We start from the raw sequence: 11,381 nt of genomic DNA on the forward strand, positions 1-11,381 counted from the left end.
TTCCGCAGGCTTTTTCGTGTTTTAGAAGATCCAGAGCTTCCCAGCCTCACGGCGCTCTTCGACGAGCCACTCAGGCAGAAAGGACCTGACCAGAAACCGGCCTGGACCGATTCGGTTTGCAGGGACGTATATGTCATCGACACGCAGATAGCGGCGATCCCCGAGCTCCTGGAATACAGAGGCCTGGCGTAGATGTTCTCCAGCGATCTGCCGAACCTCATCGTCTGTCAGGTCCGCATGTTCTGGCCCCAGAACTCTCTCCCGGTACCTTAGCACAGAGTGATCCCCCAGGCTGTACACTGTCTCCGAGTCAAAGGCAGCCACTGAGCTTCGCGTCAATCTCCTTAGCGAGATATACTCCCAAATCGCACTCAAACGCCGGTACGACCTGAGCCATGGCCAGGGTGAAGGCGACGGTGCCATGCTTGTCCATAAGCTCCCTGATCATAGCCTCCGATCTTTCGCTGAGTACTCCCAGCTTTGGATTTACAAATGCTTTGACCTGCTCGATTTCACGGCCGTCATGAGCAGCTTGCAGCTTGGCTTGTTCAGGCTGTGCCGGTGGCTCAGGCTCGGGCTTCGATTCCTCGGCTTTAAATCCAATCAGCTTATCCTTCAACGGGTTATGGGCTGGCTTTTCGGAATAACTGGCGATCTCGGTTACATTACTTGCCGGAGCTACTGTCCTCATAATTTTCCCCTCTGTCGGCCGCTTCCGATAATTGCGGATCGGCAGGCCTTTCGTCGATATTTTCAACCGGCCAATGTTGTCGATGCTGAGGATCTGAGCGATAAAGATATCCCCGAACATGAAGTGGTCAAGCGGTGACTCAATATATTCCGTGTCGGATATTTCCCTGATATATAAAAGTGCTTCGGTATCAAATCCATCGGTGGATCTTGTTTTGACATATCGAGCCTCGACACGCTCCACCCGCATCTCAACCAATCCACCTACATAGTACTGCCCATCGTCGATAAAATGAGCAGCCTTTCTACAGCGCTCCATCTCGGCGTCTATGGGGCACAGTTTGACCGGCTCGGGGGCCGCGAATGCTGTTGCCTGGACTTCTGCAGATGATTCGGCTTTCCCCTGCTCGGGGGTGCTGCTGGCGGTCACGGCCGGTTGCTGGGGTTCTGCAGGTTTTTTTTCGGGTGATGATTGGATATTAAGCACATTTCTAACCGCCATTGTCTCCCTTAACTTCAACTGCAGGAGCAGCCCAACGGCTGCCTGGGCAATCTTATCCTGCTTCAACGATTTCGACGCTTTTTGTCTCCTGGCTTGCGCTGACTGGGCCACAATTTCGCCTCCCAAATTCACGAGATAATAAGCCTTTTTCTTAATATTATAGCATATATCTCCGTTTTACGCCCGTTTACATGTGTTTAATCAGCACATTGTTCATTTTACATATTTCGTTATCAAATGAGGGACGCACTGGGGCGCGTCATTTTTCAAAGGCCCAACCTCGTTTAAACTGGTTTTTAATGGGAAAAATAACCCCCCCTCTACGTCCCTCATTCGATATGTATGTTCGTGTTTTTCCGTCCTGTGATGTATAAAACAGGGAGCGATTATACGCTCCCGGATCTCGCCTATAAAATCAGCCGTTTAGCGACGTCCTAATGCTTCCGATTGACTCTGATCATAGAGATCCAGGTTGTCACCAATCTCCCGCAGTCTACAGGCGAGCATCTCGGCCACTGCAGCTAGTCGTGCTGGATCAAGGGTACTGAACCACTCGCGTCGTTCTTCAGCAGTTGCGTCCGTTAGGCAAACCGTTTTTACCCCTTCCCCCACTTTTACGCGGATGGGCACTCGGTCGAGATATCGTGGCACATCGTACGGCAAGGTCCTCGCCATCCCCTCTGGTAGCTGTTTTCCACTTCACATATGCTTTCGTGAACAAAAGCCGCTGGTACTCATCGTCCTCAAAAGCACAAAGCCTTTGGTATTCCCTTAGTACCTGCATGGCCAGGCTCATCGCCTTGGCGTCACCCTTCTCAATGTCCGCTTTGATCAGTTTGGCGCTGCCACTCTTCATTTCCCGCACTATTGTCGCCACATCCATGTGAGCGTCCTCCTCTGCTATAACTGCTGGTGGCCGCCGCCGAGCTGCCATCCCCTTTGCTCTGCAAACGCGACAAACTCCTCCCACAAGGCATCCTCGGTCACATCGTCGGGAGTACCGACAGTACCGGTGAATGACACCATATGGTCGCCGAATTCGCCCTTCAGGCAGAACGGTGGTTTGCCCAGGAAGACCCATCCCCGTGCAAACAGGTGCTTTTCCAGCTCAGAGATAAACGCAGTAGGGTTACAATTCTTCGGAATAAAGAACATCCAGTCAACATTAAAAGCATGTGGCTTATAGATCGTCGCCAGATCCATACCGACCATCCTCTCATTCTCTCTCTTTAGCCGCGAAGCGGCGAAAAATGGTTTACTTCCGGTAGACCGCTTCTACAGGCCATGCGGTGAAGAATCTCGTCCCGAAGGCTGCCTATGACCTCCGGATCGGATTTGTCCGGCTGAGTTTCGGCCAGGCTGAGCTCCGCCTCAAAGAGCATCAGGAGCTGGTCGTCACCATAGGCAGCATACTCGGTATCGGTACGGTGATGCAGGTACGCAGCATTTTTGTTGAGGTTTCTCATGAAGTCTTGGAGAGAGTCATGGTCTGCCGATTGCAGCTCTCCTTCCCAGAGCTCCAGGGTACCGACGCGGATCGTCCAGCCCCAGTAGCTCCAGCCTTTACCACCCCAGCCACGCTGCAGGTACTTCGGATTATTGTACTGCGGATGGAACTTCAGCCAGCGAAGAATAGCATTATCCGGGCTTGTGGCCTCGATGACCATCGTGTCCCTATCGAGCCACTGCGGCTGCTCCGCTGTTCCCCCTGTTCGTATAAATACTACGTACTTGGCCCTATTCCTCATTAGCAGCCTCCGCTTGACTCAAGCGGCGCAGCAGCTCGGCTCGCGCCTCGCAGAACCCCTCGTATACTTCTGCGGCCGCCCCGCCCTTCCGTGCCTCCTTCTCAGACACAGCCATGCGAGCGAACTCGGTATAGTGATCCAGCAGATCCTCTGTGTTCAGGTTACTCCAAAAAAGCTTGTCCACGGTCGTTACCTCCATGCTGCACAGCCCCCTCGCAGTGTGTAATTCGGCGATACACTTCCTTGTAGCAGCGCTCTACGGATTTCTGCAGCTCTGGGTCAACTTCTTCTCCCTCCCGTCTGACCTGCCACATGAAATAAGCTGTTCCGAGGCCCCTCATTTCGGTAAGGAGATCCTCTGCTGAGAGCTGCTGGAAGTATTCATCAGTCCGGATCGTCGTCAGTTCCTTCGGTACCCGGCGCTCTGGCCGGTTCTCCGCTCGGAGCAACGAGATCACGGCCCCACAGTTTGCACAGTGCGTACGAACCAGAAAGTCCCCATTCGCATTTTTGGCTGACGCCCGGCTTTCTGTCTCCCCTTCTGCCCAGCAATTCTCGCATACGGGGATGTAGAAATACGCCACTGTTCTCACCTCCGCTACTCGATTTTACGTGGTATATCGACCAGGATATTGTACAATAAGCGAACGTAAGTTCGCAATTTATAGACCATTATACAACTATATACATTCGATTACCACGTAATGTTTCGCGTCCATCATACAAAAAAAGCCTGGGTTCTCCCAGACTTATCATGTTTTGACAGCGGGGTAATTGGGTATTACCCTAGTCTTTCGACGTTGAAACACTTAAATTCAAGGATTCAGTGAACACGGATAACCCGGTACGCAGCCCGGGCAATCCGTATGTTTATTCAGCCTTTGGGTGCTGCAGATCGCAAACGACGGCCGTCGCTTGTTTGGTCCTTGCTAGGGACTTTAGAAGAACCCGATGAATGTTTGCTACACCTCGATAGAGGAATGAATTTCCAAAATGAGGAGGTATGCTGAGTATAACACACAGTGTGCACCTCTACTACAGCGGACAGACCTAGTAATTCCTGATATTAAAGGGTCTAGGTGCCCATAATTATACAGTTATTCATGTCGATTATGAGAACTAATCCACGAATTTATACAACCAGTCAGTGCATAGCATCGGTAGTGGAAATAGTATCCAAAGGAGTGATCTATTATGGTTTTTGGTCCTCAGTGGCCCCAGCAGTATTGGCCACAGCAGCCTTGGCCACAACAACAGCGCTACCCGTATGAACCTTATCCATACCAACCATGGCCCGAACAATGGCCGCAGCAGCCTTTAGAGGAGTGGCCACGCCCTCATATGCCCGGACACCATATACCAGGCCATCATGCACCGGGTGATCATCCAGGGCACCCTCAGTTCGAGTCATGGCTGTATAGTCCGGACTTTCCTCCGCAGCACGGCTTTCCTCAGCACCCAGGTTTTCCTGGCGAGAAGCATTGTCATGTGAGGGTAATAGGGTTTCCACCAACAACACAACCTCAAATTTTTAATCCTAACCCGCCCAATTCTGTCCATGACCTGCATCTGGGATGGAAGCATCTCTGGCTATCACCCATCCACCACGGACATTCAGGTCCTCGCGGATGGATCTATGTGACGCATTTAGATCCACATTTTGATGCCGTTATCGGATGCATATATGTAGGGGGCAACCACTACCGGCGAGTATGGATTCCTAGAAAAAGCATCACCTCTCACTTCCCATTTTCGCAAAGAGATCCCGAAGAAGGCGCTATACCTGAATAAAGTGTGAGCCCTGTGCAGACAGGGCTTTTTGTGCTGCCCGTGCTCCGCAGTACCTCCTTTCTCCCGAAGGGAAAAATTTTTTTGCCCTTGTATTAAAGGTCGTCAGAATGGCCCTTTTGATAAAGCTGGACGAAAAAAAGTACGCCCCGATCTGGAGCGTACCTTTTTGCATTTCTATTCACCTGGAGGAGGAATACGACCCTCGACATGCACCGGCTCTCTATAGGCCGCGATAAAGGGAACCTGCCTTCTCTTTCTCTCCCGCTCTGCATCGATGGAGAGTACCACCAGCTCCTGTATGATCTCTTCCGGACGCAGCTCACACAGATCCGACCGCTCCGCCAGCTCGTTGTCCTCCGGCAGCCCCCAGTCCGCATAGATCGTGGCCATCAAACGACCGGCTATGGAGTCGAACGTTTCCAGGGTGGTTCCGTACAGCTTCTCCAGGCCCCGAGCATGGGTCATGATTTCCCGATTAACCTCTAGCAGCGTCATCGTCCGCTGTGCCCGATTTGTCAGCTCGCGCTCGCACATATATACCCTTCTCCTCTCCTGGCCAATCGAATTTCCCCCAGTCTCTTACCCCGATCCAGACCGCCCCTAGAAGCGCCCCGACCGCCCCCGCAAGTAAAGAATACAGGAAGATCGTAGCAAAATCGTTCATGTCCATAGCAGCACCGGCCTTTCTATCCTTCTATATACCCGCACCGTCTATTTACCAAAAATTTTCTCCCGCCCAGCCCCGATTGAGTCCGTCCGCAATGACCTTTCGCTAAAATTTCTCCGGTGTGTCACGAAGCACCCACGCGCCCCCATAGGCCGGGAAAAAGTCCTAGGCACCGGGTGGGGGTCACCAAAATTAAAAAAACCGCCGGGATAGGGGGGTGCTTGTGGTTTGCCGGGGGGTCTGGATTAGATATGGGGGCAGTCAGCTTCACCGATTGCCCGGCACGAACGGTGCCGGATATACGCTTCACTCCCGCGGGGTCTACGGCCCCCCGGGGCCCGCTCCTTGACAACTACATACGTAACGCGAAATACGCAGGAAGGCGACGGCTACGGAGACTTCCCGATCTACAGCGCAAGCTGGGTCTATTGCTACGCAATACGTCTCGGTGTACGGCTGTAAGTGGGAAGACGTTGCAAAAGCCCCTTCTGGGATACGGGCGTACTCTCTTTTCCGGTAAAAAGCCGGGAGTACGTGGAAGCATAGTCTGCCCCCGAACGTTGAACCCCCTGCAAAGTACCCGTTACGTGAATACAAAACCCGGCGAATTCTGGGGGTATCCTTGGGCCTATCTATGCCCAAATACTATCTGCCCGAAGAGGCAAAGGAGATACCCCACATGTCTAAATCCGCAAAAGCACTCAAACTGTCCCACAAAAAAGGCTCCGAGTTTGGCGTCACGCTGGATCTGTCCCGTTTCTTAGAGCGCAAGCTGGATTCCAGCGATATCTCTAAGTCCGGGGAAGGCACAAGCTACACGATCTGCACGACACATGGGTCTATGGGGCTTACTGCGCCTGGATTTGAAGGCGTCAATATCTCGATCAACGTCACGATCAATCGCAAGAAGTATGACGAAATGGTAGCGGCCGAGCGTGCGAAGCTCGAAGCGGCACAGATCCGGGAAGAGCTGCAGGTGAAGTCTGCCCAAGCAGCCCCTGCTCCGGCTCCAGCTCCCACTATCAGTGTGCCTACTACAGTCGATATGGCCACTATGATGCAACAAATGCAGGAAATGCAGATGAAAATCATGCAGATGATGGCCGCGCAAACTGCCGCAGCCCAAGTGAAGTAACCGAAGGCCACCGCTATAGGTGGCCCAAGGATACCCCCAGAAAAGTGCCCATAATGTCAATTATGTGCACCATCGCCGTATAGGGATTTTCTATGTGGTCCTACGCCCTCTTGGCAGTCTAATTCAACGCTAGAGGAGTGTTAAAATGCGCGATATTATCACGCTTGCTTTCATTGGGATAGGTTTACTCGGTCTGTTAGTCATGTTCGTAGGGTGTCTGTCACCCGAGTCGTACACGGACACCATGCAGGCAGTCATTACTGCCGGAGGTCTGACCTTTTTCGCCTCCATGTCCGGTGCAGCCATATGCAGACTAACTGACAAGAGCTAACACACTACCAGTCTGCCCGTCGGGGTGGACTGCCAAGGAGGCGCAGGACCATATAGAGGCGGAATGTGCACCACGCACCGTCCGTCCCATCCTAGAGAGAGCGCGAAGCCTAGCATTTTTGTGGTCTAGTCTCCATCTGCCCATGCAGGGTCCGACACTACGTGTCCTTCAACCCTACGCAAGCAGGCCTCTACACTACAGGACTGTCTATCCTCAGACTTCCCCTAGTCATGCGCTCTATGTGTATCTCCTCTCTATCTCTTATATGGTCTCTCTCTATATGTGTGATGCTTCGTCCGGGTCAATCCTCTCCCGCCGCCCCCTCCTTTATCGCAAGAGGTGTGCGTATCAGGGCCTGCTCAGCCCTGGTATCCGAGCGTGACAGAGTACTGATTTGTAGCGGTTTGGTGCAACGCACCTGCCCTGGTAGGTGTATAGGTCTGACCTATATATCCCACTACCAGTCTGTACTTGATAGCGCAAGGTCGGGAGTGTAAGGATTATGCAGTTTGGACACTGCATAGGGCCGCTACTATGCGAGCTCAATATATGCCCAAAGAGGCACAAGGAGAACAAACACTATGCAAAACATTAAGACGACGGTAAAAGGCAACAAGCTCATCATCGAGGTGGATCTGTCCAAGGACCTGGGTGTATCCCAAAAGGGCAAGGCAATCAACGTGGCCATGTCGGGTATCTTCGCCAACATCCCAGGCACAGGTCTGTCCATGAATTGCAACATCATCCGTAAGCTCAACACGGATACGCTGGGTAACCCTCTCCCTGTAGCTGATACGGAGTCGAAGGATACCAAGAGCAAAGCCTAATCCCGCCGCCCCTCCTTCCCGTATGGACTCCAGCGCAAGCTGGAGGTCCTATGGAGTGTCCAAGCACTACTAAACTACCGAGGTGTAACCTGTGAACTTACCTGTTGAGAAGGTCCTGCAATTCATGTCCACCATCCGCTTTGTTATCGAACCCGGTGTGGAGCACCCGTGGCGAGTCGTTGAGACGGACGCCAAGCTATCCCTCCATGATGTTACCGAGACGTTCATCATCCAGAGCTTCAAGAGCTACGAGGAAGCAATAGCCTACCTCATCCAGCTCCGGGAGTCCTGGGTTAAAGAGAAGATCGCCAGTATATCCAGAAAGTGAGTGCTGCTAGGCTGACCTGACTTCGGTCGGGTCACCGATGGAGCGCTACACACTTGTCACGCTGTAGTCGCTACTGAGTACAGAAAGGAGGAACCGGCATGGATGCACTCGATGTTATCGCCCCGGTCATGACACTTATCTTCTTTATGGCCTTCGTGGGGTTGGCTGTGCTTTGCGTCTTCCCACGCCAAACGGTCCGCACGATCAACACCCTGCGCGATCTGTTTGACCCGAACTATGAAGCGCCAAAGCCAAAACCAGCACAGCCTGCGGTCAAGAAACCGCAGTTCTACGACCAGTTTAAGCACTAAGTTGACACGTCGCACCTGATAACTCTATTGGTCCACCTATGCTAGGCTGCCTGCTACGGCGGGCAGTCCATGGATCGGCTTGGACCCCGACCCACAATAAATCGCCTAGAGCGAAAGGAGATCCACACAACGACAAACATGAGCAAAGCACTGAAAACCACCCCCGCCCTCCAGCCTGTAGCGTTCACGACGCTGTTCAAAAACACAGAGGGTAAGTACGGAGTAATGCACGGCGATAAGTTTACCACCGAAGGTACCTTCTATGTGCAGGGTCACCGGGCCTGGGAATCCCCGCTGAACCTGATGCTCCGGATCTGCGCCACCTTGCTGATGGAGAAGTTGAACACCCTGCTGGAGTGCCCGAAGAACAGAAATTTTGTGAACGGCGGAACGTACAGCAGCGGGGCCATGGTTCAAGAGGCGATCATCTACACCCCCTACACCAAGCACGCCTGGGGGGAAAGGACTAAGGCAGAAGTATCCGAGAAGCAGAGCATCTTCACCTTCTACCTGGATGCGCTCGATCAGGAACCCTTCGATTCCTGGAGCCTGCCAACCACCCAGATCTACAGCACAAAGCGCTGGGTGAAGGGCATCCGTATCTCAGAGAACGGCAGCACTAAGCACTTTGAGAGAGTTTTGGGCAACATTCCGGTGTACAAGGAAAACAACCACGGTGACTGGTATGAGCGCCTCTTTCCGGGAACCCAGCAGGAAGAGATGTACGTGACCTCCACCCGTGTGGATGACCTGGTGCTCTTTGTAGAAGCGACCGCCCTTCTCATCCAGAAATATTACTTCAACGGCCGCTCTTATGCTGAAAAGCGCGAGCTGGAGGAAATGAACTGCCTGGCACACAACGTCCTGAGAGAGGGGAACTAACCGATGAGCACGCAAAATCACGGGGAGACAATCGCTGTAACACACAAAGAGTTTATGGAAATTGCCGACAAGATGCTGAATGGGTACTGGGATGCGGTGCAAAAACTGACCAAAAAGCAAAAAACGTCCGAGCGCTGCCAGGCACTGATGCAGGAACACTACTACGGACCAATTGCCAAGTACGCCATTGTCCTGAGCCAAAAGCCGGAGCATGAACGGGAAGACATTGTCCGGTTTGTAGAGCTGTGGTGCCTGGACTGGTATGACAAGGACGATCAGCGAAGGGTTTTCACGGGTGGGAACGTCGGCGGGATCTACTGCGACAGCTTCGGCCGCCCCCGCATGATGCTGCCCGAACGCAATGAGTGGGATCACCTGGAGAGCTATAACAACGGGTACCGAGAGGTCTGGGTTAACAGAATGGCCCGCCTGGTCCTCACAATCTGTGAGGGTGACCTGAGTATTGTGATGTGCAAGACGGTGGAGGCCTATGGGGCTGAACTGACAGAAGCTGCAGAATTCTACGCCAAATACGCCTAAGGAGGGCGCTCTACATGACATTTCAAAACGTTACGCTCAAAGCTGGAAGCATGAGAAAAGCTAAGGACTTCACGGTATACCCGAATGGAACGAGCACGGATCTGATCCTACTGCAAACTGACGGCAGGTTTGCTTCTCTTCACAAGCAAACAGGGGAGTTCCGGATCACTCCGGCTATTAAGGGCAGCTATACCACCTTCGTTCACCTGCAAGCCCTCGGGCAGCCTGCGGAGATATCCGATGCCGACAAGTTAGCGATCCGCAGGGCGTACAATGCGGCAGGCAACGGCAGCAACGGCATTACCCGGATTCTCTAAACCACACAAAGGAGCTAACCTGCAATGAAGAAGAAGATCACGATTACGCTCAACGGATTGAACAATGCAGCATTTGACGAGCATCCGAAGGGTAAGCGGGGAGAAGTCGCCCGCCTCCTCCGGGAGCTGGCCAGCAAGATCGAGAGCGGCGACGAGCCTGAGGTGCTGCTCGATATCAACGGGAACAAGATCGGCACGGTCAAATATGCCTAGTATGACCTCCTTCGTCTTCATCGTCGTGCTCAGCAGCAAAGCCCAAACCACGGTGACCGTGGAAGCCAGGGCATGTTCGGCAGCCACACGGAAGGTCAAGAAAATGTACCCCGGATATCCGGTATACCACCAGGGACTGAGCTAAAACCGGCACGAATCGGTTCGTATAAGTAGACACCAGCCTCAGGGTCCGCTACGGTGGGCCTTGGATCGGGTGCCTGCCACCCAATTTAAACGCCGCAGAGCGTATGGAGGAAAACAAACAATGAGTAAATTTAAAATGGCCCGCAGCTACGAAGGAACCCGTCTCCTGAAAACCGATGACCTGCTCACTGCAGTACGAACCACCTGCAATTTTGAGGGTGATCTGTACGTGAACGATACCCTTGTCATGAGCTGCCTGGGGCTCTCCAGGGAAGACAATACCCGCCGCCTCCTGAAGTACGGGATTACGTCCTACGTCAACAAGCACACGAGCTCCTGGGCTTACCGGTATACGGATGATAGCAAGAACAACCCTGCTTATTACCTCTCCTACCACCATTACAAGTGGGATGGGGAACGGAAGGTACAGTTCGGTGTCCATGATTACTCACAGGGTAATGCCCTGCGTTGCGCTACCCTGGGTGAGGTATTCGAGCAGATCCGCAGTCACGCTACCGAGCACAGCTTCCCTCCCCGCCATGTGGTGGTGACGGTGTGGAGTGACCTGCTCGGCTGCCAAAGCTTTGAAGCGGCGGACTGGCTGCTCACCGAGGGCGAACCCGTTATCTACGAGCTGCAGCTTCACGGGCAGTGCAAGCACGTCGGTACCCATGCTCAGTGTATAGAGAAGATACGGCGGATCTCCGTTTGCGATGACTCGATTCGCTTCGAGGCCTGGGTATTCAAGCCTTACCAGCCGGGCACCGCAGAGTTCAGGCAAGGGGAAGTCGTAGAAGCTGACCTGAACCTGAATCACCATAAAGATACGCTGTACCTGATCGATGGTATGGAGGGTGGTATCTACACCCTGCGGGAACTCGACGATTACAAAGCAAGCTTCCCCGCCACCATTGAGCAGCTCCGTAAACCCAACCAGAAAGCGAGCGTGTAAGCC

Annotated in this window: 17 protein-coding genes; 10 read left to right on the top strand and 7 right to left on the bottom strand. The window is 53.1% G+C overall.

Annotation, left to right across the window (positions count from 1 at the left end; genetic code table 11):
* Window positions 1-310: 310 nt before the first annotated feature.
* From ACP26L_RS36525 to ACP26L_RS36555, 7 genes are all read right to left on the bottom strand, one after another.
* Window positions 311-1,303 carry a hypothetical protein gene (locus ACP26L_RS36525; protein WP_426455339.1) on the bottom strand — a complete coding sequence of 331 codons (993 nt, stop codon included), beginning with the start codon at window positions 1,301-1,303 and terminating at the stop codon, window positions 311-313.
* Between the two features lie 454 nt (window positions 1,304-1,757).
* Window positions 1,758-2,075 carry a hypothetical protein gene (locus ACP26L_RS36530; protein ID WP_426455340.1) on the bottom strand — a complete coding sequence of 106 codons (318 nt, stop codon included), beginning with the start codon at window positions 2,073-2,075 and terminating at the stop codon, window positions 1,758-1,760.
* A gap of 17 nt (window positions 2,076-2,092) precedes the next feature.
* Entirely contained in the window at window positions 2,093-2,395 is a 303-nt protein-coding gene (locus tag ACP26L_RS36535) for a hypothetical protein (RefSeq protein ID WP_426455341.1), read from the bottom strand.
* 26 nt (window positions 2,396-2,421) lie between these two features.
* Entirely contained in the window at window positions 2,422-2,940 is a 519-nt protein-coding gene (locus ACP26L_RS36540) for a hypothetical protein (protein ID WP_426455342.1), read from the bottom strand.
* Window positions 2,930-3,139, bottom strand: coding sequence for a hypothetical protein (locus ACP26L_RS36545; RefSeq protein ID WP_426455344.1), 210 nt, complete (start codon window positions 3,137-3,139; stop codon window positions 2,930-2,932). Before ACP26L_RS36545 ends, ACP26L_RS36540 begins: the two co-directional genes overlap by 11 nt.
* A 993-nt stretch (window positions 3,140-4,132) precedes the next feature.
* Window positions 4,133-4,459 (bottom strand): hypothetical protein, encoded by a 327-nt coding sequence (locus tag ACP26L_RS36550; protein ID WP_426455346.1) that lies wholly within the window; start codon window positions 4,457-4,459, stop codon window positions 4,133-4,135.
* A 446-nt stretch (window positions 4,460-4,905) separates the two neighbouring features.
* Window positions 4,906-5,265: a hypothetical protein gene (locus ACP26L_RS36555; protein ID WP_426455347.1), complete on the bottom strand. Its 360-nt coding sequence runs from the start codon at window positions 5,263-5,265 to the stop codon at window positions 4,906-4,908.
* An 812-nt stretch (window positions 5,266-6,077) separates the two neighbouring features.
* Here ACP26L_RS36555 and ACP26L_RS36560 point away from each other — a divergent pair.
* The 10 genes from ACP26L_RS36560 (at window position 6,078) to ACP26L_RS36605 (ending at window position 11,378) form a co-directional block, all read left to right on the top strand.
* The gene (locus ACP26L_RS36560; RefSeq protein ID WP_426455349.1) at window positions 6,078-6,533 is read left to right on the top strand and encodes a hypothetical protein; all 456 of its coding nucleotides are present in this window, start codon (window positions 6,078-6,080) and stop codon (window positions 6,531-6,533) included.
* A gap of 912 nt (window positions 6,534-7,445) precedes the next feature.
* Window positions 7,446-7,691 (top strand): hypothetical protein, encoded by a 246-nt coding sequence (locus ACP26L_RS36565; protein WP_426455351.1) that lies wholly within the window; start codon window positions 7,446-7,448, stop codon window positions 7,689-7,691.
* Window positions 7,692-7,815: 124 nt separating this feature from the next.
* Window positions 7,816-8,019 carry a hypothetical protein gene (locus tag ACP26L_RS36570; protein WP_426455352.1) on the top strand — a complete coding sequence of 68 codons (204 nt, stop codon included), beginning with the start codon at window positions 7,816-7,818 and terminating at the stop codon, window positions 8,017-8,019.
* 98 nt (window positions 8,020-8,117) lie between these two features.
* Window positions 8,118-8,330: a hypothetical protein gene (locus tag ACP26L_RS36575; RefSeq protein WP_426455354.1), complete on the top strand. Its 213-nt coding sequence runs from the start codon at window positions 8,118-8,120 to the stop codon at window positions 8,328-8,330.
* A 138-nt stretch (window positions 8,331-8,468) separates the two neighbouring features.
* A complete protein-coding gene (locus tag ACP26L_RS36580; RefSeq protein ID WP_426455356.1) occupies window positions 8,469-9,212 on the top strand; it encodes a hypothetical protein in 744 nt (247 codons plus the stop codon).
* 3 nt (window positions 9,213-9,215) lie between these two features.
* The gene (locus ACP26L_RS36585) at window positions 9,216-9,752 is read left to right on the top strand and encodes a hypothetical protein (protein ID WP_426455358.1); all 537 of its coding nucleotides are present in this window, start codon (window positions 9,216-9,218) and stop codon (window positions 9,750-9,752) included.
* 14 nt (window positions 9,753-9,766) lie between these two features.
* Window positions 9,767-10,069, top strand: a complete 303-nt coding sequence (locus ACP26L_RS36590; RefSeq protein ID WP_426455359.1) for a hypothetical protein — start codon at window positions 9,767-9,769, stop codon at window positions 10,067-10,069.
* Window positions 10,070-10,093: 24 nt separating this feature from the next.
* Window positions 10,094-10,282: a hypothetical protein gene (locus tag ACP26L_RS36595; protein ID WP_426455361.1), complete on the top strand. Its 189-nt coding sequence runs from the start codon at window positions 10,094-10,096 to the stop codon at window positions 10,280-10,282.
* On the top strand, window positions 10,275-10,427 hold the full coding sequence (locus tag ACP26L_RS36600) for a hypothetical protein (RefSeq protein WP_426455363.1): 153 nt from the start codon (window positions 10,275-10,277) through the stop codon (window positions 10,425-10,427). The genes ACP26L_RS36595 and ACP26L_RS36600 overlap by 8 nt, the downstream gene beginning before the upstream one ends.
* A gap of 120 nt (window positions 10,428-10,547) precedes the next feature.
* Window positions 10,548-11,378 carry a hypothetical protein gene (locus ACP26L_RS36605; RefSeq protein WP_426455365.1) on the top strand — a complete coding sequence of 277 codons (831 nt, stop codon included), beginning with the start codon at window positions 10,548-10,550 and terminating at the stop codon, window positions 11,376-11,378.
* Window positions 11,379-11,381: the final 3 nt, after the last annotated feature.

This window comes from Paenibacillus sp. S-38, from assembly GCF_049942825.1.
Taxonomy (GTDB): Bacteria; Bacillota; Bacilli; order Paenibacillales; family NBRC-103111; genus Paenibacillus_G.

Bases quoted from the DNA above. Each gene is read 5' to 3' on its own strand.
- ACP26L_RS36530 (WP_426455340.1), bottom strand. From the start codon at position 2,075: ATGGATGTGGCGACAATAGTGCGGGAAATGAAGAGTGGCAGCGCCAAA.
- ACP26L_RS36535 (WP_426455341.1), bottom strand. From the start codon at position 2,395: ATGGATCTGGCGACGATCTATAAGCCACATGCTTTTAATGTTGACTGG.
- ACP26L_RS36540 (WP_426455342.1), bottom strand. From the start codon at position 2,940: ATGAGGAATAGGGCCAAGTACGTAGTATTTATACGAACAGGGGGAACA.
- ACP26L_RS36545 (WP_426455344.1), bottom strand. From the start codon at position 3,139: ATGGAGGTAACGACCGTGGACAAGCTTTTTTGGAGTAACCTGAACACA.
- ACP26L_RS36555 (WP_426455347.1), bottom strand. From the start codon at position 5,265: ATGTGCGAGCGCGAGCTGACAAATCGGGCACAGCGGACGATGACGCTG.
- ACP26L_RS36560 (WP_426455349.1), top strand. From the start codon at position 6,078: ATGTCTAAATCCGCAAAAGCACTCAAACTGTCCCACAAAAAAGGCTCC.
- ACP26L_RS36565 (WP_426455351.1), top strand. From the start codon at position 7,446: ATGCAAAACATTAAGACGACGGTAAAAGGCAACAAGCTCATCATCGAG.
- ACP26L_RS36570 (WP_426455352.1), top strand. From the start codon at position 7,816: ATGTCCACCATCCGCTTTGTTATCGAACCCGGTGTGGAGCACCCGTGG.
- ACP26L_RS36575 (WP_426455354.1), top strand. From the start codon at position 8,118: ATGGATGCACTCGATGTTATCGCCCCGGTCATGACACTTATCTTCTTT.
- ACP26L_RS36580 (WP_426455356.1), top strand. From the start codon at position 8,469: ATGAGCAAAGCACTGAAAACCACCCCCGCCCTCCAGCCTGTAGCGTTC.
- ACP26L_RS36585 (WP_426455358.1), top strand. From the start codon at position 9,216: ATGAGCACGCAAAATCACGGGGAGACAATCGCTGTAACACACAAAGAG.
- ACP26L_RS36590 (WP_426455359.1), top strand. From the start codon at position 9,767: ATGACATTTCAAAACGTTACGCTCAAAGCTGGAAGCATGAGAAAAGCT.
- ACP26L_RS36595 (WP_426455361.1), top strand. From the start codon at position 10,094: ATGAAGAAGAAGATCACGATTACGCTCAACGGATTGAACAATGCAGCA.
- ACP26L_RS36600 (WP_426455363.1), top strand. From the start codon at position 10,275: ATGCCTAGTATGACCTCCTTCGTCTTCATCGTCGTGCTCAGCAGCAAA.
- ACP26L_RS36605 (WP_426455365.1), top strand. From the start codon at position 10,548: ATGAGTAAATTTAAAATGGCCCGCAGCTACGAAGGAACCCGTCTCCTG.